Genomic DNA, 19758 nt, shown 5'->3' with positions numbered 1-19758 from the left:
ATCTACCTATTTTTTCAAATTTTTCATCTTATTTATTGTTAATTACTGCTTGCACAAAACCATTAAATAATGGATTTGGTTTATTTGGCCGAGAAGTAAACTCCGGATGATATTGTGCAGCAAGATAAAAAGGATGGTTCGGGATTTCAATAACTTCCACTAAGTTTTTCTCAGCATAAAGACCACTAAATACTAATCCTGCTTGTGCTAATTGTTCACGAAAATCATTATTAACTTTATAACGATGGCGATGACGTTCCAAAATCTCATCTTTCCCATATAACTTATGTGCTAATGTGTTTGGAACTAAAGTTGTCTTATAATTACCTAAGCGTAATGTTCCTCCTAAAGCATCGGTTTTATCCTTGCCACGAATAATATCAATAATTGCATTTTTTGTTTCTGTTAATTCTGAAGAATTAGCATCCTGAATGTGACAAACATTACGGGCAAATTCAATTACAGCTGCTTGCATCCCAAAACAAATTCCAAAGAATGAAATGTTATTTTTACGAGCAAATTGACATGCTAAAATTTTCCCTTCAAAACCACCAGGAACCAAAATCCCTTTTTCATTTTTTAATAATTGTTGATAATTTTTTTTATTAATATCTTCGGCTTTAATTCAATCAATTTTAATTTTAACCTTATTTTCATATCCAGCAATTCGAAACGATTCACTAACTGATAAATAAGCATTTGGAAGCTCAATATATTTTCCAACTAATTTAATCTCAATTACTTCTTGTGAGTGATTAATTTTTTCAATAAATTGTTTTCATCCTGACATATCAGTTTTTGTGACTTTTAAGTTTAATAACTTGCTAATTACTATTTGAGCATTTTGTTCATACATTTTTAATGGTACTTCATAAATACTAGCAACATCAGTAGCTACTAAAACATTATTTTTTTCAATATTACAAAATAGCGCATTTTTTCAAGGACATTATCCTCTAAAACTTGTTCAGTTCGAGCAACAACAATATCTGGTTGAATCTCTAGTGATAATAGTTCTCGCACTGAATGTTGCGTTGGTTTTGTCTTTGATTCTTTTGATGCTGCAATATATGGAACTAATGAAACATGCATATAAATAACATTTTCTCGTCCTTGTTCCATGCGAACTTGACGAATTGCTTCAATAAAAGGCAACGATTCAATATCCCCAACTGCCCCCCAATTTCAGTAATAATAATATCTGCTTTTGATGTTGATGCCGCATGATAAACTTTCTTTTTAATTTTATTAGTAACATGGGGAACAACTTGAACTGTCCCACCTTCATATTCGCCACGGCGTTCTTTTTCAATTACATTTTTATATATTCGTCCTGAAGTGATATTTGATTCTTTTGTTAAATTTTCATCAATAAAACGTTCATAATGTCCTAAATCTAAATCTGTTTCAGCACCAACTGCAATTGAAATTACAACTACACCACGGGTCAACATTGAGTATGGATCAAATTTTTGCATAAAAACATTTAATCCACTTGCTTTTAATAAAACACCAATTGAAGAAGCTGTAATGCCTTTCCCTAAGCCACTGACAACTCCACCAGTTACAAAAATATATTTTGCCATTGTTTTGTCATTTTTTCATCCTCAAATTAAAAAGAGTTTAGAAATTAACAGGGTTGTCACTTCTAACACTCTTTAATCTTGGTATTAATTATTTTCTTCCATTTCTTTTTCAAGAGCTTTTCAGTCAATTTCTTCTGTAATACCCAATTTAGCTGCTACTGTTTCATCGTCATCATCAATAGAATAGTCATTTTCAATTAAATCATCATCAACTTCTATTTCAACAAAATCATCTTCCTCGTTATCATCATCTAATGTATCATCAAAATCAAGAGTATCAATTAATGATTCTTCTTCATCATTATTTTCTTCTAAATCAATATCTTCAAATTCTTCTGTTGTTTCAAACTGGTCAGTATAATCATATTGTTTTTTAATTTCATCATACTTTAAGAATTCACGTAACCCTCACATACCTTCACTTGTCAACACAAAACGATTATCTAACACCAAATCAGTATATAATTCTGCAATGACATCTTCTTTGCTGGCTCCTTGAACTGTTACATCACTTTTTGATGCAATATCATTTCAAATATTTTCAAAAGTATCGCTTTTTTTTTTCTTTTTTAAATATGAATACACTAATTTTAATAACTCTACATTATCGTTCATTAATTTAAATCTTTCTTATTAATCATTCTCATATTTTTCTCCAATTGAAAACCAAATTGTTGTTGCTGTCTTTTTACTATTATTTTTAAATGCTAAGGCTTCTGAAACTTCCATAATGCATTTAATTCCTTTTGGTGTATCAATATAAATTGGTTTAGTATCACTATCATATAATTTAACTGGTTTTAGGTTATATTCAACCATAAAGTAATTATAATGGTTTTTATATTTTTTTATCAAATTATTTTTAATTTCTTCGAAATTTCTTTTTGCTGGGTTTATTTTTTGCAAAAAATTTCGTGTCGTGAACATTTCAATTAATGTAACTAAAATTTCATCATTTTCATTTTCTAACATTTTTAAATATGTAAATAATGTATAATCATCTAATGTACAATATTGATCTGGACTCATCATTTTTCCTTCCAACACTGGAATTAATAAAGTAATTATTACTTTATTTTTAAATTGATAATTGCTGTGGTATAAATCATACAATCGTTTGAACATCATTTGGAAAGTTAAATCAAATCCAATGCTTAGTGGATGTAAATAAATTTGCTTATACATATGATAACGGCCAATTAAAAATGATTCAATTGCATACTGTACTTTTAACGGAAAAACAATCTTTTTATCTTTAATAAATAAATGCCGAATAATTCACTGTGTATCAACATGACTATAATCTACACCGCTTGTTTGTCCATCACGTAATAAATAATCCATTCGGTCAGCATCTAATTGTGAAGATACTAACGATGATAAAACCCCGTCCAAATGTCTACCTTCAATCATTATACATAGTTCATTAATTTCTTCTGGACTAAATTCAACCGCTAAGATTTTATTAATATTTGTTGTTGGATTTTTAATTAATAAAGACGAATAATTTTCATGACTAATATTCTGTTTTGTGACATGATTAGTCATTTCAAATGTATGTGAAAATGGACCATGACCAACATCATGCAGTAATCCTGCTAATTTAACCAATAATCGTTCATGCGTACTATACATTTCTTGAAAACTTGCTGTTTCTAACATTTTACTAACTAAATGATAAACACCAATACAATGAGAAAAACGCGTATGCGACGCACTTGGAAAAACAAATTGTCCCCCTGCTAATTGACTAATGCGACGCAAGCGTTGAAATTCTGAAGTGTTAATTAATTTTACGGTAATTTCTTCATTAATTTCAATATCGCCATGAACACTATCTCGGATTGTTAGTGGTAATTTCATTTTTTTGTTATTGTAATTTAGTAATATTATTAATTACTTTTTCTTTCCCTAATAAATAAATAACCTTGGCTAGTTCTGGTCCATGTTCTTGATGAGAAGTAAAAATTCTAATTGGCATAAATAAATTCTTTCCTTTCATAGCATATTGTTCCCCCATTTTACTAATTAATTGCTTAATATTTGGTTCATCTCAAACTGGCAATTGACTTAACGCTGTTTTAAAAGATGTTATCATTTCTTCATAACCGCTCAATTCTGTTAACACTGCTTGCGTTGCCATTGATAACTTTGTTGCTGGTTCAAAAAATGGTTTTGTTAAGGTCACAATTTCTGCCCCATATTGAAGTTCTTTTTTATAAATTAATAATAACATATTTACTCATTCTGATGTTTTTTTTGTTAAATCATAGCTTTTTGCTAAAAAAGGTCGAACAAAAGTTAGATAATCCTCATCATTCATTGCTTTAAGATAATAATTATTCATTCAAGTTAATTTTTTAACATCAAACATACTTGGCGATTTACTAAACCGCGTTTCATCAAAAATTTTAATTAATTCATCATGACTAAAAATTTCAACAGTGCCCGGAGGCGATCATCCTAATAAACTAATAAAATTAAAAATTGCTGTTGGTAAATATCCTAATGTTCGATATTGGCTAATAAATTGCATTAAATGACTATCTCGTTTTGACAACTTTTTATGTTGCTCATTAACAATTAAGGTTAAATGTGCAAAAATTGGTGGCTTAGCATTAAATGCTTCGTAAATCATTAATTGTTTTGGTGTATTAGAAATATGTTCTTCTCCCCGAACAACATGACTAATTTCCATTAACATATCATCAATTACGACCGCAAAATTATAAGTTGGAATTCCATTTGATTTTAAAATAACTCAATCGCCAAGATCTTTTCCTTCAAAATGAACAGGACCGCGGACTAAATCATTAAAATCATAACTTGCTTCATCAGGAACGAAAAAACGTAAATTATATGAGGTTTGTTTTGCTAATTTTTCAGCAATTTGTTCAGAAGTTAATTGTCAACATTTGCGATTATAACGTGGTGAAAGATATCCTTTTGCCAATTGTGCTTCACGGTCTTTTTCAAGTTCAGCTGGTGTACAAAAACAATAATATGCTTTTTTTGTTGTTAATAATTTTTGCGCATATTTTTGATAAAGTTCTAACCGTTCTAATTGTCGATATGGTCCATAAGTCCCTGGGCGATCAATTGTTTCATCTGGTTCAATTCCTAATCAACGTAAATTATCTAATTGTGACGCAATCGCTCCTTCAACATTTCGTTCAATATCTGTATCTTCAATTCGTAGAACAAAAACACCATCATAATGTTTTGCAAATAAATAATTAAATAATGCTGTTCTTGTATTACCAATATGTAAAAATCCCGTTGGACTTGGTGCGTAACGTAATCTGACTTTTTGTTTCATTTTAATCCTCCATTCTAGCTTTTGACCTAATCATTTTGCTTTAAAAGTAATAATGTTGTATAACTTTGGATAATATTTGGAAAATTTTGTTCAGTAGTTGTTGCTTTTAAGTTAATTTTTTCAGCCGTAATTTGTAATAATTTTTGTAAATTAGTTTTAATTGCTTTTTTATGCTTTTGCAAGTGTGGTTCATCAATAATAATTGTTGCATCAATATTACTAATTTGATAATTCTGTTCAGTCATTAATGTTAATGCTTTTTTAAAAATTAATTGTGAATTAAGTTTTTTATTTGTTTCATCAAACCATTCTCCTAAATCACCTAATCCTAAGGCTCCAATAATTGCTTCACTAATTGTATGTAACAAAATATCACCATCAGAAACAGCCTCAATTTGGTATTGGCATGGAATAAAAATTCCCCCTAAATAAAAACCAGTTTCTACTTTTAAATTATGTAAATTATAACTATTGCCAATTCGCATTATTATTTCTCCCTAAACATTAAATTTTACAAAACATATATCGCCGTCTTGCATAACATAAGTTTTTCCTTCGCTTTGTAACCGACCATTTTCTTTTACAGCTTTTTCACTACCATATTGTACTAAATCATCATACGAATAAACTTCTGCGCGAATAAAACCACGTTCAAAGTCAGAATGAATGATTCCTGCACACATTGGTGCTGTTGCTCCTTTTTTAAAAGTCCATGCTCGTACTTCTTGCTTGCCAGCAGTAAAAAATGTTTGTAAACCTAATAAAGCATAAGATTTTTTAATTAATTGACTTAAACCAGCTTCTTTAATGCCATAATCAGCCATTAATAATTTCCAATCATCTGGTTCTAATGCTGATAATTCTTCTTCAATTTTAGCACAAATAACAACGACTTCAATTGCTTGTTGTTGAGCATATTCTTTAACTGTTTTAACATAAAAATTATCTGGTTGGTTTAAATCACTTTCTGCAACATTAGCAACATAAATAAAAGGTTTAATTGTTAATAAATTAAAATTCTTTACTACTTTTAGTTCATCATCTGATAATGTTAAATCTTTTAATAATTTATTTTGTTCTAATCCTGTTGCTAACTTTAATAATAATTTATACTCAAAAACATCTTCTTTTTGTTTTAAAGTTTGTGCTTTTTTGCTAATTTTATCAATTCGTTTTTTAATTTGTTCTTGGTCAGAAATAATTAATTCTAAATTAATAATTTCAATATCACGAATTGGATCAATTGTTCCTTGAACGTGGGTAATATCTTTATTATCAAAACAACGGATGACCATACAAATTGCATCAGTTTCGCGAATATTTTGCAAAAAAGCATTTCCTAAACCTTCACCTTTACTAGCTCCCGCAATTAATCCAGCAATATCATAAAATTCAAAGGTACTATGAATTGCTTTGTGCGGAGCACAAAGAGTAATTAAAGTATCCATTCGTTCATCAGGAACTTTTACCGTCCCAACATTTGGATTAATTGTTGCAAATGGATAATTTGCTGCTTCAACTTGTGAATTTGTAATTGCGTTAAATAAAGTTGATTTACCAACGTTTGGTAAACCAACTATTCCCATTTTTAATGCCATTATGTTCTTCCTTACTATTAATTAATCATCAATTAAACCTAATAATTCTAAAATACGGTTTAAATCTTTAATTCCAGTATACTTGATAACAATTTTGTCAGTATCAATAACTACTTTTGTTCCTAATTTTCGCATTATTTTATTTTCTAAAAATTCATTAACAGCTCGTTTTGATGAATCCTTCTCTGAATTTTCAATTAATGGTTTCGTTATTTTTGGATTATATTCTTTGACCAATTCTTCAACCTGACGCGCATTTAAATTTAAATTAATAATCTTATTAATAATATTTTTAAATTCATTTTTGTCAACATTTAAACTAATTAATGGTTTAACTTGCCCCATTGTTACTTTATTTTCTAATAACAAGGTTTGCACTTCAGTTGGTAAATTTAATAATCGCATCGTATTTGTGACATGACTTCGTGATTTTCCAATTCGTTGTGCTAATTCTTCTTGGGTTAATCCTAGTAACTCAATTAATTCTTTATAAGCATTAGCTTCTTCAATTGAATTTAAATCAACCCGTTGAATGTTTTCAATTAAAGCAACTTCTTTCATCTGCTGATCATTAAAATCAACAACAATTGCTGGAATCGTTGTTAATCCTGCTAATTTGGCAGCCCGACTACGACGCTCTCCGGCAACTAAATAATAACCATTATTCGTTTTTTTTACAATAATAGGTTGAATTAAACCATATTCTTTAATTGACTGTGCTAATTCTGTTAATTCTTCTTCATTAAAATTTTTGCGGGGTTGATGCGGATTAGGAAAAATTTCCGCTAATACAATTTCATTCGCTGTCTCTTTTAATGCATCATTGCTTTCAATCCCTTTAATTACTTCGTTGATTCCTTCACCAAAAATTTTATCTAACCCTTTTGAACTTAATCGACTCTTAGTATTACTTGCCATTGTTTGCCAACACCTCTTTTGCTAATTCTTCATAAGCAACTGCACCTGCACCACCTTTATCATATTCAAAAATACTCAAACCATGTGATGGTGATTCACTAATTTTAACATTTCTTGGAATATGTGTTCGATAAACTTTTTCATTAAAATATTTTTTAACTTCTGTCATCACTTCAAATGATAATTTTGTTCGTGAATCAAACATTGTTAAAACAATTCCTTCAATTGCTAAACTTTCATTAAACATTTCTTGTACAAAATGAATTGTTGTTAATAACTGTGCCAAACCTTCTAAAGCATAATACTCTGCTTGAATTGGAATTAAAACAGAATCAGCACAAGCTAGTGCGTTTCGATTAATTAATCCTAAGGAAGGGGGACAATCAATTAAAATAAAATCATACTTATCACGAACCGGTTTAATTTGCTCTAATAAAATGCTTTGGTTATCTTCTGTTCTTTCCATCAAATAAATATCTGCTCCCGCTAATGAAATGGTTGCTGGTGCTAAATCAACATTAGTCATAATATTTGAAATAATAATATTTTTTAATGGGATTTGTCCAACTAAAACATCATACATACTTTCATGAATTTCTTCTTTATTAGCACCTGTCCCCGTTGTTGCATTTCCTTGGGGATCAATATCCACTAATAAAATCTTTTGTCCAGTACGTGCCAATCCGGCCGCTAAGTTAATCGAAGTTGTTGTTTTACCAACGCCACCTTTTTGGTTTGTGATTGCAATAATTTTTCCCATAATTGTCCTTTCTGTTCCGTTGCATTTGATAATTTTATACATTATTATTATATAACACTTTATCTAATTGGAAATTTTTTTATTTAATTAAACCGACGAGGATATGGTTCTGCAGTTGCCTCTGTTTTAATAAAATAACAAATGTTCCGTTCACCAAGTTGTGGAATCGTTTCATGTTGAATTTTTTCTAATTTTAAATTTAAAACTGATAAAGTTTTTTGCGCTGCTTGTAATTCAGCCTTAACATTTGGCCCTTTATAACAAATAATCCTTCCCGATGTTTTAACCATTCGCACTACTAATTCTAAAAGCACCCCTAAATTAGCAACAGCACAAGAAACAACAAGTTCAAAAGATTCAGCATGCTCTCGACTATATTCCTCTGCTCGAGCATGAATAATTTCAACATTTTTTAATTGTAACTTCATCACTAATCGTTGTAAAAATAAGCATCGTTTTTCTAATGCTTCAATAATTGTTAATTTAATTGTTGGGCAAAGAATTTTTAAAACCAGCCCTGAAAAACCAGCCCCACTGCCAACATCACTAACTGTCATCTCCTTTGACAATGAGAATTCTTTTAATAATAATCCTGAATCAAGAAAATGTTTAAGATAAACCTCGTCTTCATTAATAATTGTAGTTAAATTCATAATTTGGTTTTGTTCAACTAAATATTGATAATATAATTGTAACTGTTTTTCTTGCTCAGGTGTAATTTCTAATTCTGGTAGCGCTGTTTTAATTAATTTAATCATCAATATCCCCCTAGAATTTTTAATTTCTTTTAACATTATAACAATATATATGGTAATATATAAACATTTAAAAAATAATTGAGAGGATTATGAAATGAATAAAAAAGCCTTAATTGTGTCGGGTTGATTATCAAAATGACTTTGTTGCTCCTAAAGGAGCGTTATATGTTCCAGGAGCAGAAAAATTATATGAAAAAATTGTTGCTTTAATTCATGAATTTCATCAGAATGGTGATTTAGTTATTGCGACAAAAGATTTTCATCCTAATAATCATTGTTCGTTTGCTAAATGAGGTCCACATTGCATTGCAAATACATTTGGCAGTGAGTTATATAAATTAACTACATCGCAATTTGTCCATATTATTTTAAAAGGAACACAACAAGATTTTTATAGCTACAGTGGTTTTTTAGTGATAATCATACTTCAAATGGATTACATGAATTTCTTCAAAAACACATGGTTACTAACTTAGTCATTGTTGGTGTTGCTACAGATGTTTGCATATCAGCAACACTTGTTGATGCTATTAAATTAAACTATCATGGTATTATTGACTTAAATGCTAGTGCTGGACTTAAACCACAAATTATTTTTTTAAAAAACTATTATGAATAAACAACATAATAGTTTTTTTAAAAATCATTACCATCACCATTATTAGAATCAATATTTTTGACACGCATAATTGTTTTACCATTTGGTAATTGACCAATTCGCCCTTTACTACTTCCTTTTCATTTCACTTGATAGTATATAATTCCTTGAGCATGTAATAGCTTTAAGATTTCAATTCAATTATATAGTTCACCACGATACATTCATCGTTTCTCACTATGTGCTTTCACTAGATCTCGATTATAAAAACTATGCGGATGTGATCACATCCTAATTTGCCGAATTGTATTTTCTCGTTTTGAAACAATTTCTAAATTTTCTGCTCGATTATCACGAGGATTACCATTAATATGATCAATTGTCATATTTGGCGGAACTGAACCAATAAATAACTCAACAACCAACTTATGTAATGGCCTTGTTTTTGTTTTTCCATCTTCACGACGACGAATTAAATAATAATTAGTATTTTTTGGCTTCTTTAATTCTTTAACTTTCTTTGTTACAATATTACGAACACGCCCCATATTACTAATCTCAAGATAGGGAAATTCCCGGTGAACCTTTCAAGTTTCTGCTTTTTTTGCTTTATTCATTTTAACCTCTTATTTTTTCGAAACTGCTTTATGATCTGTAATATAAAATCGATATGGTTTTAATTTAAAATTTGTTGCATACTCAATGTTGACCCGTGGTGTAGTTGTAATTTCAATTGCAGTTGGTGCAGTATCTTCGGCAAGATATAAAACTGAACTTTCTAGCAGTGAAAGTCCATCATCAGCTTTAGTAATTTTTAAATAGCGTGATAACTTTCCAGGACCATTTGCTAACCGTGGTGTTGAAACAAAGTCAGAAACAGTTTCATCAATAATAATTTCACCAGCGCGTAATAAAACTGCACTTGGAAAATCAACTTGGTCAGTAACAATATTAAAACAATGATACATCCCATAAATGAGAAAAACATGTGCAAAGCCACCTTTTCAAAAAAGTGCTTCATTATGAGAACTACGTTTATTGTTAAAACCATGATTAGCATCATCTTCGGGTCCATCATAAGCTTCAGTTTCAATAATTTTACAAATAATTTTTTTCCCATCAATAATTCGAACTAAATATTTTCCTAATAATTCGCGTGCAACAACAATAGCATTTCGCATAAAAAAAGTATCCTCAGTTAAACGGTTTACATTTATCATTTTAAAAAAGCATAACAAAAATTAATATTAATTTGCTATGCTAACCTAACCAATTTTTTTACATTGGTCAAATTCAACTTCAGTAGGTGTCAAACGACCAAACATTTCTAAATTTACTATCGCAATCCCTTTTGAAGTGTCAATTTTTGTTACTTGTCCTTCCATATCAGTAAAAGTTCCTGATAAAATTCGAACATAATCATTCACTTCAAAGTTTGCCACAAATACTTTTTTAACTTTTTTCCCTTGCTGTGTTGCTGTTTTTTTAGCTGCCAATGATTTTGAAAGCATTGTCCTTGCTTCTTGATCTGTTAAAGGAAAAGGTTTTGTTCCTCGCCCTGATGAGCCAATAAATCCAGTAACCCCTGTTGTGTTCCGAACAATATATCAAGCTTCATCGTTCATAATCATATTAATAAAAATATAACCTGGATAAACATTTTTTTCTTTTTCTATTAGTTTTCCACCTTTTTTGGCTGAAACTATCTCTTTTACAACTCTAATATCAAAAACAACATCTTTCATATTTAATGATTCTACCCGTTGAATTAAGTCATCACGAACACGGTCTTCATGTCCAGAATAACAATTAATTACATATCATTTTCCAGGATACTTTGTAACATCTTCTAAAGTTTCTCTGTCTTCACTTTTATCATTATCAATGATTTCATCTGTTATTGTGTTTTTTCCTAACATTACCTTACTTTACTCCTTTTAAACTTATCTATTATATGATGCGAGCAACAGTTAGTAAATGATATAAAACTAAATCTAATACTAAATAAAACACCGCAAAAGCAATAATAAATAAAATTGTGATTAAAAACTTGCGTCCTAAACTACCCTTACTTGTTCATCGAATTCTTGTGACTTCTTTTGCCATTTTGACAGGAAATTCACGAAAAGCTAATTTTCAATTTGTTTTTTTACTTTTATTTGAATTTTTACGCTTAAAAAGACCTTTTTTAATTTGTTCACCATTCTCATCAACCTCTGGTGTTGTGCTTACTTTTTTTGTCCCAACTTGAATTGGTGCTGTTTTACTTGCTTTTTTTTGAAAAATTAGCACTGCTTTTTCATTTTTCTTTTGAATTTTTAACGCTTTTTTTTCTTCTTTTGTTAAAACTGTTTTAACATTCTTTTTTGATTTTTCATTTTTTTTCATTGCAAACACCTCTACCTTGTTTCTTTATGTTTAGTATGTTTATTACATGTTTTACAAAACTTATTTATTTCTAATCGTTCTTTTTGTGTCATTTTGTTTTTAAATGTTGTATAGTTTCGATTTAAACATTCTGAACATACTAATATAATCTTTTCGCGCATAATATTCACCATAATTAATTATAGTATATTAATAACAATATTCATATATTTAATTAACTATTTTTGTAAAAATCTCTTGTTTTTTGCATAATTCGTTGCATTGCATTATCAACTTGCCGATAATTTAACCCTAATAAGTGGTGAATATTATAAATATTTTCACCAGCAAATCATAACCGAAATACTTCTTTTTCTAATAATGATAATCGTTGATAAAATATTTTAATAATTTGTTTTTGTTCATCAAAACAAGCAATTTTATTTGAAAAATTTTCATCTTGATTAGTAATATTTTCATTAGTTAATTTAATGTAATAATTTAAAACTTTATTTTTTATATTAAAAAATTGACGAATTTGTTTATGAATATCTCATGTGTAACGTTGAAAAATAAAATCTTTTAATTTTTTTGACGAATAGGGATTATACATTTTAGCACTTTCTAATACTGAAAAATACTTTAAACTTTCTAAATCAACTAATTCAATTGGTAAACCAAAATACTTATAAAAAGTTCGGCGCTTAACATCTTCTAGAAAGGGTACATATAATTTATATAAACTAAATAATGCTGTTTGATTATGACCTTCTTGAAATAAATAAAGTAATTCATATTCATTCATCGTAACAATAGTCAAATCCTTTCTAAATTAAATTTTATTGTTGCAACATTTTAATTTGATAAATTAAAATAGCACTAGCAACCGATACATTTAAAGAATCAAGATGACCTGTTGTTGGAATATAAATATTAAAATCAGAATGCTTTAATAATTTTGCGCTAATCCCTGTTCCTTCATTACCCACGATTAGACAAATTGGCGTATCATATTTTAATTTACTTACATTGTGGGCTGTTGTAGTTAAACTTGTTGCATAAATTCAAAACCCTTGTTTTTTTAAATATTCAATTGCATTAGTTAAATTATTTACTCGACAAACTGGAACATAATTAAAAGCACCTGCAGAGGTTTTGACAACAGTAGCATTAATATCAACTTGGCGTTTTTCTAGAATAATAACCCCATCAACATTAAACAAATCACAAGTACGCAAAATTGCCCCAAAATTATGTGGGTCAGAAATTTGATCAAGGACTAATAAAAATGGATGCCTATTTTGTAATGCTTTTGTTGTTATTGCAGTTAATGAATAATTTTCTGGCTTGCAAATTTCCAATACCAGACTTTGATGCTTACTAGTTTGTACAAGAGCTGTCATTTTATTTGTTGAACAAAAGACAACTTTAATTTGACGACTTTTAGCTAGTTTCAAATAATAATCATTATTTTTCCCTTGTGGTAATAAATAAAGTTTATTAATTTTCACTGCTGGATTTAGTAATGACTCCACAACAGGATTAATTCCGTAAATGTATATATATTCTTGCATACTTTCTTCCTTTTCCTGTTTTATTATTCATAACCTATATTAATAAATTTCTTTATAAGTATTATAATTTAATTTGATATTTTTTAATAGTTTCTTTTTTCTTTTTTTTGCCCGAGAATAAAGTGCTAAATTTTTCTCTGGTTTATTTTTAAACTTAGTTGTTAAAGTTGGCATAATACCAAGATTTGCTTTCATTGGTTTTAAATCTCGTTGTTTTGGATTTGTAACATAGTTGACTAATGCTCCTAACACAGTTTCTGAAGGAAATTTAATTAATGGTAAATCCATTACATATTAATAGACATTTAAAGCACATAATAAACCTGCTGCCGCTGATTCTAAATAACCTTCTACCCCAATAATTTGACCAGCAAAAAAAATATTATTATTTTGTTTATATTGTAAAAATTGATTTAAAACTTTTGGTGAATTAATATAATTATTTTTATGTAAAACTCCATATCGAACAATATCTACTTTTGCTAAACCTGGAATAAATTGTGTAATAATTTGTTTTTGTTCTGGCCATGTTAAATTCGTCTGTCAACCTACAATATTATATAAACTATCAATGACATTATCTTGTCGTAATTGAACCACTGCAAATGGCTGCTTACCATTTTTGTCTGGTAAATTATTACTACTCATTGGTTTATTTAAAAGAATTTTTCGTGATGTTTGTGCCATAATCTCAATTGGTTGGCAACCTCTAAAATATTTTTCAAAATCTGCAATAGGAACTCGTTTTGCCGTTACTAATTCTGTAAGTAATTGATTAAACTCATCTTCTGTTAATGGACAAATAATATAATCTTTTTGTTCTAAATGTCGTGCGCCATAATATGCTTTTGAAAAATCAATTCCAGCTTTTGTTACAATTGGGGTTGAACCATCATAATAATACAATGCTTTCTTACCAACTAACTTTTTAAGCTCAAGAGCAAAATTTGTTGTCATTAATGGTCCAACAGCAATAATAGTAATTTGTTTTGGATCTATTTTAATAAATTCATCATAAATAATGGTAATATTAGAATGTTTTATTAAAGTTGCTGTAACTTTTTGTGAAAATAACTCCAGGTCAACACTAAGTGCATCATCAGCAGGAACTTGAACATCATAAGCTGTTTTTAAAATGAAAGAATTTAATAACTTTAATTCTTCTTTTAAAATTCCAATTGCATTTTCTCTTGAAACACTACGAAAAAAAATAGAACAAACTAATTCTGCAAATGTATTTAATTTTTGAACTGGATTTTTAAATAATGTTTTTGCTTCATATAATTTTACTTTTAAACCACGTTTTGCTAATTGGTAAGCAATTTCACAACCTGCTAACCCAGCACCAATAATATTAATTTCTTTTTGTTTCATTCCGTTACAAAATATCTTTTTCTACTAAAACCTTACGAAGCTCATCTGCTTTGACAAAATCTTTATTATTTTTTGACTTAATTCATTCTAATAAATATTTACGAATTTCACCACTAATCACTGATAACTTAAAATTAAAATTCATAATATTAAAAATAATATTATAAAAATCACTAGCAAGTTGCAAATTAAGTTTTTTATCACGTAATTGAGTATTAATAATTTTAGTCATTTTACTAATAATAGTTAAAACATTTGGACTATTTAAATTATTTGCTAACTCAGCAAGAACTTTCTTAACATTGTCACCATGTTGTGCTAAATTATAATTTAAGTTATATTCAGCTAAATATAAATTTACTGCTTTTAAGACTTTAAAAATCTTTTCGATTTCACCTTGTGCACTAATAATTAAAGTTTCTGTTACATTTAATGGTTGTGTATAATTAGTCGCATATAACAAATAACGTAATGTATTTGCTCCGTATAATTTAATAAAATCACGAACTAAAATAGTATTATTTAATGATTTACTCATTTTTTTATCAACAACATTTAAATGCCCATTATGCATTCAAATGTTTGCAATTTCCTTATTATTTTTTGCTAAAAATTGAATTCGTTCATTTTCATGATGAGGAAAAACTAAATCAATTCCGCCGGCATGAATATCAATTGTTTCTTTATGAAAAAATTTATCAATTAAGACAGCACATTCTGTATGTCAACCTGGGCGACCTTGATATAATTTACCCTTTTGATTATAAAAGGGAAAAGAAACTCCTTCGGTTGTTTGCTTTCATAAAGCAAAATCATATTGACTATGCTTATTAGCATCATGTTCAATTCGAATATTAGTTTCTAATTCTGAAATTTTTTTATTAGCTAATTGTCCATATTGTGCTTGATATTTTGCAATATCAAAATATACACTACCATTAACTTCATATGCAGCATTAAGTTTAACTAATTTTTGAATAAAAGTAATAATATCTTTAACATGGTCTGTTACTCGTACTCGCTTTGCTGGTGTTCTAACATTTAAATTAAAAACATCTTCTTCAAAAGTTTTAATATAAAATTCTGCAATTTCTTGTTCAGTTTTATGTTCTGTTGCTGCTTTAGCAATAATCTTATCATCAATATCCGTGTAATTTTGAATATAATTAACCTCAATATGTTGAAATTGTAAAAAACTAACTAATAAATCAACAGTAATAATTGCACGGGCATTACCGATATGAATGTAATTATAGACAGTTGGTCCACAACCATAAATATTAATTTTTTTTGCTTGACCATAATCTGTAAAATTACGAGTCAAAGTATTATATAATTTCATACTTCACCCTCTTATCTATTTGCATCCAATTCCATTTTTTTAAATGAAATAACAACATTTGAATATCAGCTGGATTAATTCCTGAAATTCGATTCGCTTGACCAATTGAAATTGGTCTAATCTTTTTAAATTTTTCTCGTGCTTCAAGTGCCAAGTTATCTACCAAATCATAATTCAAATTAATTGGAATTAATTTATTTTCCAACTTAATTGTTTTTAAAGCAATTTCTTGTTCTTTTTTAATATATCCTTCAAAACGAATATTAATTAATAAATTTTGTTTTAAAAATGATTTTAAATTATTTAACGGTGGTAACTCCTCCTCTAAATATTTTAACTCAATATTTGGTCGTTTTAATAAATTATAACCAGAAATGCGTTCTGTAATGTTGGCAACACCTAATTTAGTTAGTTTTTGAATTAATGGTGATTTTGCCGTAAAATAAGTTTCTTTTAACAATTGCATTATTTCATTATAACTTTGCACATTATTTTGATATTCAATTCAACTTTTTTGATCAATTAAACCAAATTGATAAGCATAATTTTTTAATCGTTCTTCAGCATTATCATTGCGCAATAATAAACGATATTCAGCACGAGAAGTTAATAAACGGTAAGGCTCTTCTGTCCCTTTTGTAATTAGATCATCAATTAGCACTCCAATATAAGCTTGGTCACGACGTAAAATGAAAGGTTCTTTTTGGTCAATACTTAAAACAGCATTAATTCCAGCCATTAAACCTTGGCAAGCAGCTTCTTCATAGCCACTTGTTCCATTAATTTGACCCGCCGTATATAAATTTTTAATTTTTTTTGTTTCTAACGTATGTTTTAATTGTGTTGGTACAATTGCATCATATTCAATTGCATAAGCTCATTTTAAAGCTTCAACATTTTCAAATCCTGGCAAGGAACGTAGCATTTTTTCTTGTACATCAATTGGCATTGAAGTTGAAAATCCTTGCACATAAATTGTATTTAAACTCTTTGATTCTGGCTCTAAGAAAATTTGATGACGTGGTTTATCAGCAAACCGCACAATTTTATCTTCAAAACTTGGGCAATAACGTGGCCCTGTTCCTTTTACATTTCCAGAATACATTGCTGATGCTGTTAAATTTTTTTGCACAATATTATGTGTTTTTGGTGTTGAATGAATTAATCAACATAATTCTTGCTCTTGTAACGGTGTAAAGGTTTTTGTTGAATAAGAAAAAGCTAGTTGCAAATCACTCCCTGATTCTGGTTGTGCTTTACTATAATCAATTGAAGTATTAAGAACACGTGCTGGTGTACCAGTTTTTAAACGAAATAACTCAAACCCTAAATGTTTTAACTGGGTTGATAATCCTGCTGTTGTAATGTCGCCATCAGGTCCTTCTGCTTTTTTTGTCATTCCTTGTAACACTAAAGATTGCATATATGTTCCTGTTGTTAAAATAACTTTTTTTGCAAAAAATTGTGTTTGATCTTTTAACATTACACCATAGCAATTATTGTCATCATCAACCAATAAAGATTGAACTGCTCCTTCATATAAATCTAAATTATCTTGCTTTTCAATTACTTTTTGCATATATTTTGCATATTCAATCTTATCTGATTGAGCGCGTAATGCTCATACAGCAGGACCACGTGAAGAATTTAATAATTTCATTTGTAAAGCTGTTGCATCAGCTGCCTTTGCCATTTCACCACCAATGGCATCAATTTCACGAACAACAATCCCTTTAGCTGGACCACCAATTGAGGGATTACATGGCATTAATGCAATTTTATCTTTATGCAAAGTAACTAATAATGTCTTTTTTTTCATTCTTGTTGCAGCTAAACTTGCTTCGACGCCAGCATGACCAGCACCAATTACAATTACATCATATTTTTTCATTAAACTCCCTCTTTTACTAGTTTTATTAATTTAATTCTGCTTCAATTTGTTTTAATTCTTGTTCTACATTAACACGATTAAATAAGTTTTCTTTTTTCTCTATTGTTTTATTATAAATGATTTCTTGCGTTAAAATTGTTTCAAATGTTAAATCAGTTAAATTAACATTAAAATAATCGGCAATTTTTTGCGCATTATCAACTAAAACTGGCTGCAATAAAAAAGCACTAACAATAATAGTATAAGCTAAACTTGCTAAAGTTTCATATAATTGCTCCATCTTTTCGTTTTTTTTTAACTCTCAAGGTTTATTTTCTTCAATATATTTATTCGCCTTATTACATAATTCCAAAATAATGTTTAGTCCTGCTGAAATTTGATAAGCATCCATTGCCTGCTGATAATTCTGCACCGCTTGGATACAACTTTCAATTAGCACATTATCCAATTGTTGTTGTTTTACTAACTGACCATTAAAATATTTACTAATCATATTACTTACTCGTGATACCAAGTTCCCTATATTATTAACTAAATGAGCATTATATGATTCTAAAAACATTTCATAAGAAAATTTGCCATCATTTTCAGTTGGAATTTCATATCCTAAATAAAACCGTAATGTATCTCGATCATATTTATCAATTAAATATAATGGATCAACAACATTTCCAATTGATTTACTCATTTTAGTATCTTTAAATAAAATTCAACCATGCGATAAAAGTTTATTAGGCTGACGTAACCCTAAACTTTCTAGCATACTTGGCCAATAAATCGTGTGAAAACGAGCGATTTCTTTTCCTAATAGTTGCAAAATCTCAACATCCTCATTATTTCAAAATTTATTAAATAATGTTTCATCATTTGATAAATAACCTAATGCTGTTAAATAATTTGATAATGCATCAATTCAAACATAAATAATGTGTTTATCATTTTCTAAGGTTTTAATTCCTCAGGAAAAAGTTGTTCTAGTAACAGATAAATCAGTTAAGCCTGGTAAAATGAAATTATTTAACATTTCATTTTTTCTTGGTTCTGGTTCAATAAAACCAGGATGATTATTATAATAATTAATTAAAAATTGACTATATTTTGAGACTTTAAAAAAATATGTTTCTTCCTTTACTTTTTGTGGTTTATTACCACAAATTAAGCACTGGTTTGTTACTTTATCAATTTGTGCTTCAGTTAAAAATTCTTCACAACTAACACAATATAAACCTTCATATTCTCCTAAGTAAATATCTCCATTATTATATAATTTACTAAAAATTTTTTGGACTCCAACTTCATGCTCTTTATCAGTAGTACGAATAAACTTTGAATATTCAATTCCTAATTTATTTCATAATAATTTAAAATTATCAACAATCATTGTTGTAAATTGATATGGTGTTACCCCTGCTGCTTTTGTTTTCTTTTCAATTTTTTCACCATGTTCATCGCTGCCTGTTAAAAAGAAAGTTTCATAACCAGCCATTTTTTTATAACGATTAATAATATCAGCTAATGTAGTAGTATATGCATGTCCAATATGTAATTGCGCACTTGGATAATAAATTGGGGTTGTAACATAAAATAATTTCTTGTTTTGACTCATAATATATCCCTCTCATTGTTATACATTTTAATAATATAAATTATATCGCATTTTTGCCAATAAAATA

Annotated in this window: 22 protein-coding genes and 1 pseudogene; 2 read left to right on the top strand and 21 right to left on the bottom strand. The window is 28.5% G+C overall.

Annotated elements, in window-relative coordinates; genetic code table 4:
• Positions 1 to 28: 28 nt before the first annotated feature.
• From AACL22_RS13905 to rsmG, 9 genes and pseudogenes are all read right to left on the bottom strand, one after another.
• Positions 29 to 1586: pseudogene (locus tag AACL22_RS13905) on the bottom strand (CTP synthase).
• An 84-nt stretch (positions 1587 to 1670) separates the two neighbouring features.
• Positions 1671 to 2201: a DNA-directed RNA polymerase subunit delta gene (gene rpoE / locus AACL22_RS10285; protein ID WP_338991932.1), complete on the bottom strand. Its 531-nt coding sequence runs from the start codon at positions 2199 to 2201 to the stop codon at positions 1671 to 1673.
• An 18-nt stretch (positions 2202 to 2219) separates the two neighbouring features.
• A complete protein-coding gene (locus tag AACL22_RS10280) occupies positions 2220 to 3449 on the bottom strand; it encodes an HD domain-containing protein (RefSeq protein ID WP_338991930.1) in 1230 nt (409 codons plus the stop codon).
• 7 nt (positions 3450 to 3456) lie between these two features.
• Positions 3457 to 4905, bottom strand: a complete 1449-nt coding sequence (gene gltX / locus AACL22_RS10275) for a glutamate--tRNA ligase (RefSeq protein ID WP_338991928.1) — start codon at positions 4903 to 4905, stop codon at positions 3457 to 3459.
• 26 nt (positions 4906 to 4931) lie between these two features.
• Positions 4932 to 5390 carry a 2-C-methyl-D-erythritol 2,4-cyclodiphosphate synthase gene (gene ispF / locus AACL22_RS10270; RefSeq protein ID WP_338991927.1) on the bottom strand — a complete coding sequence of 153 codons (459 nt, stop codon included), beginning with the start codon at positions 5388 to 5390 and terminating at the stop codon, positions 4932 to 4934.
• A 12-nt stretch (positions 5391 to 5402) separates the two neighbouring features.
• Complete coding sequence (gene ychF, locus AACL22_RS10265; protein ID WP_338991925.1) at positions 5403 to 6503, bottom strand: redox-regulated ATPase YchF; 1101 nt, start codon at positions 6501 to 6503, stop codon at positions 5403 to 5405.
• Positions 6504 to 6524: 21 nt separating this feature from the next.
• Positions 6525 to 7421 carry a ParB/RepB/Spo0J family partition protein gene (locus AACL22_RS10260; RefSeq protein WP_338991923.1) on the bottom strand — a complete coding sequence of 299 codons (897 nt, stop codon included), beginning with the start codon at positions 7419 to 7421 and terminating at the stop codon, positions 6525 to 6527.
• Positions 7411 to 8181: an AAA family ATPase gene (locus tag AACL22_RS10255; RefSeq protein WP_338991921.1), complete on the bottom strand. Its 771-nt coding sequence runs from the start codon at positions 8179 to 8181 to the stop codon at positions 7411 to 7413. The genes AACL22_RS10260 and AACL22_RS10255 overlap by 11 nt, the downstream gene beginning before the upstream one ends.
• An 83-nt stretch (positions 8182 to 8264) precedes the next feature.
• Entirely contained in the window at positions 8265 to 8939 is a 675-nt protein-coding gene (gene rsmG / locus AACL22_RS10250; RefSeq protein ID WP_338991919.1) for a 16S rRNA (guanine(527)-N(7))-methyltransferase RsmG, read from the bottom strand.
• Between the two features lie 113 nt (positions 8940 to 9052).
• On the opposite strand from rsmG, the gene AACL22_RS10245 reads away from it, so the two are divergent.
• Positions 9053 to 9415: an isochorismatase family protein gene (locus AACL22_RS10245; RefSeq protein WP_338991918.1), complete on the top strand. Its 363-nt coding sequence runs from the start codon at positions 9053 to 9055 to the stop codon at positions 9413 to 9415.
• A complete protein-coding gene (locus AACL22_RS10240) occupies positions 9400 to 9558 on the top strand; it encodes an isochorismatase family protein (RefSeq protein WP_338991917.1) in 159 nt (52 codons plus the stop codon). Before AACL22_RS10245 ends, AACL22_RS10240 begins: the two co-directional genes overlap by 16 nt.
• Before the next feature lie 17 nt (positions 9559 to 9575).
• On the opposite strand, the gene AACL22_RS10235 is transcribed toward AACL22_RS10240, so the two are convergent.
• From AACL22_RS10235 to metG, 12 genes are read right to left on the bottom strand one after another with little or no spacing between them, the layout of a single operon-like run.
• Positions 9576 to 10154 (bottom strand): HNH endonuclease signature motif containing protein, encoded by a 579-nt coding sequence (locus tag AACL22_RS10235; protein WP_338991916.1) that lies wholly within the window; start codon positions 10152 to 10154, stop codon positions 9576 to 9578.
• 9 nt (positions 10155 to 10163) lie between these two features.
• Positions 10164 to 10757, bottom strand: coding sequence for a DNA-3-methyladenine glycosylase (locus tag AACL22_RS10230; RefSeq protein WP_338991915.1), 594 nt, complete (start codon positions 10755 to 10757; stop codon positions 10164 to 10166).
• A 45-nt stretch (positions 10758 to 10802) separates the two neighbouring features.
• Positions 10803 to 11456 carry a transcription termination/antitermination protein NusG gene (nusG, locus tag AACL22_RS10225; RefSeq protein WP_338991914.1) on the bottom strand — a complete coding sequence of 218 codons (654 nt, stop codon included), beginning with the start codon at positions 11454 to 11456 and terminating at the stop codon, positions 10803 to 10805.
• A 31-nt stretch (positions 11457 to 11487) separates the two neighbouring features.
• Positions 11488 to 11925, bottom strand: coding sequence for a preprotein translocase subunit SecE (gene secE, locus AACL22_RS10220; protein WP_338991912.1), 438 nt, complete (start codon positions 11923 to 11925; stop codon positions 11488 to 11490).
• 11 nt (positions 11926 to 11936) lie between these two features.
• Positions 11937 to 12086 carry a 50S ribosomal protein L33 gene (gene rpmG / locus AACL22_RS10215; protein WP_004028373.1) on the bottom strand — a complete coding sequence of 50 codons (150 nt, stop codon included), beginning with the start codon at positions 12084 to 12086 and terminating at the stop codon, positions 11937 to 11939.
• 53 nt (positions 12087 to 12139) lie between these two features.
• Positions 12140 to 12724: an RNA polymerase subunit sigma gene (locus AACL22_RS10210; RefSeq protein ID WP_338991910.1), complete on the bottom strand. Its 585-nt coding sequence runs from the start codon at positions 12722 to 12724 to the stop codon at positions 12140 to 12142.
• Between the two features lie 19 nt (positions 12725 to 12743).
• Positions 12744 to 13478, bottom strand: coding sequence for a 23S rRNA (guanosine(2251)-2'-O)-methyltransferase RlmB (rlmB, locus tag AACL22_RS10205; protein WP_338991909.1), 735 nt, complete (start codon positions 13476 to 13478; stop codon positions 12744 to 12746).
• Between the two features lie 39 nt (positions 13479 to 13517).
• Positions 13518 to 13766 carry a hypothetical protein gene (locus AACL22_RS10200; protein ID WP_338991908.1) on the bottom strand — a complete coding sequence of 83 codons (249 nt, stop codon included), beginning with the start codon at positions 13764 to 13766 and terminating at the stop codon, positions 13518 to 13520.
• A 6-nt stretch (positions 13767 to 13772) separates the two neighbouring features.
• Positions 13773 to 14852 carry a methylenetetrahydrofolate--tRNA-(uracil(54)-C(5))-methyltransferase (FADH(2)-oxidizing) TrmFO gene (trmFO, locus tag AACL22_RS10195; RefSeq protein WP_338991907.1) on the bottom strand — a complete coding sequence of 360 codons (1080 nt, stop codon included), beginning with the start codon at positions 14850 to 14852 and terminating at the stop codon, positions 13773 to 13775.
• Positions 14853 to 14856: 4 nt separating this feature from the next.
• Entirely contained in the window at positions 14857 to 16194 is a 1338-nt protein-coding gene (cysS, locus tag AACL22_RS10190; RefSeq protein WP_338991906.1) for a cysteine--tRNA ligase, read from the bottom strand.
• Positions 16181 to 18088, bottom strand: coding sequence for a tRNA uridine-5-carboxymethylaminomethyl(34) synthesis enzyme MnmG (mnmG, locus tag AACL22_RS10185; protein WP_422397510.1), 1908 nt, complete (start codon positions 18086 to 18088; stop codon positions 16181 to 16183). Before mnmG ends, cysS begins: the two co-directional genes overlap by 14 nt.
• A 22-nt stretch (positions 18089 to 18110) precedes the next feature.
• Positions 18111 to 19691 carry a methionine--tRNA ligase gene (gene metG / locus AACL22_RS10180; protein WP_338991903.1) on the bottom strand — a complete coding sequence of 527 codons (1581 nt, stop codon included), beginning with the start codon at positions 19689 to 19691 and terminating at the stop codon, positions 18111 to 18113.
• Positions 19692 to 19758: the final 67 nt, after the last annotated feature.

Origin of the sequence: Spiroplasma endosymbiont of Seladonia tumulorum (genome assembly GCF_964020235.1) — a bacterium.
Classification (GTDB): domain Bacteria; phylum Bacillota_I; class Bacilli_A; order Mycoplasmatales; family Mycoplasmataceae; genus Spiroplasma.
The sequence above is the reverse complement of the archived record's forward strand: the minus strand, read 5'-3'. Positions and strand labels throughout refer to the sequence as shown.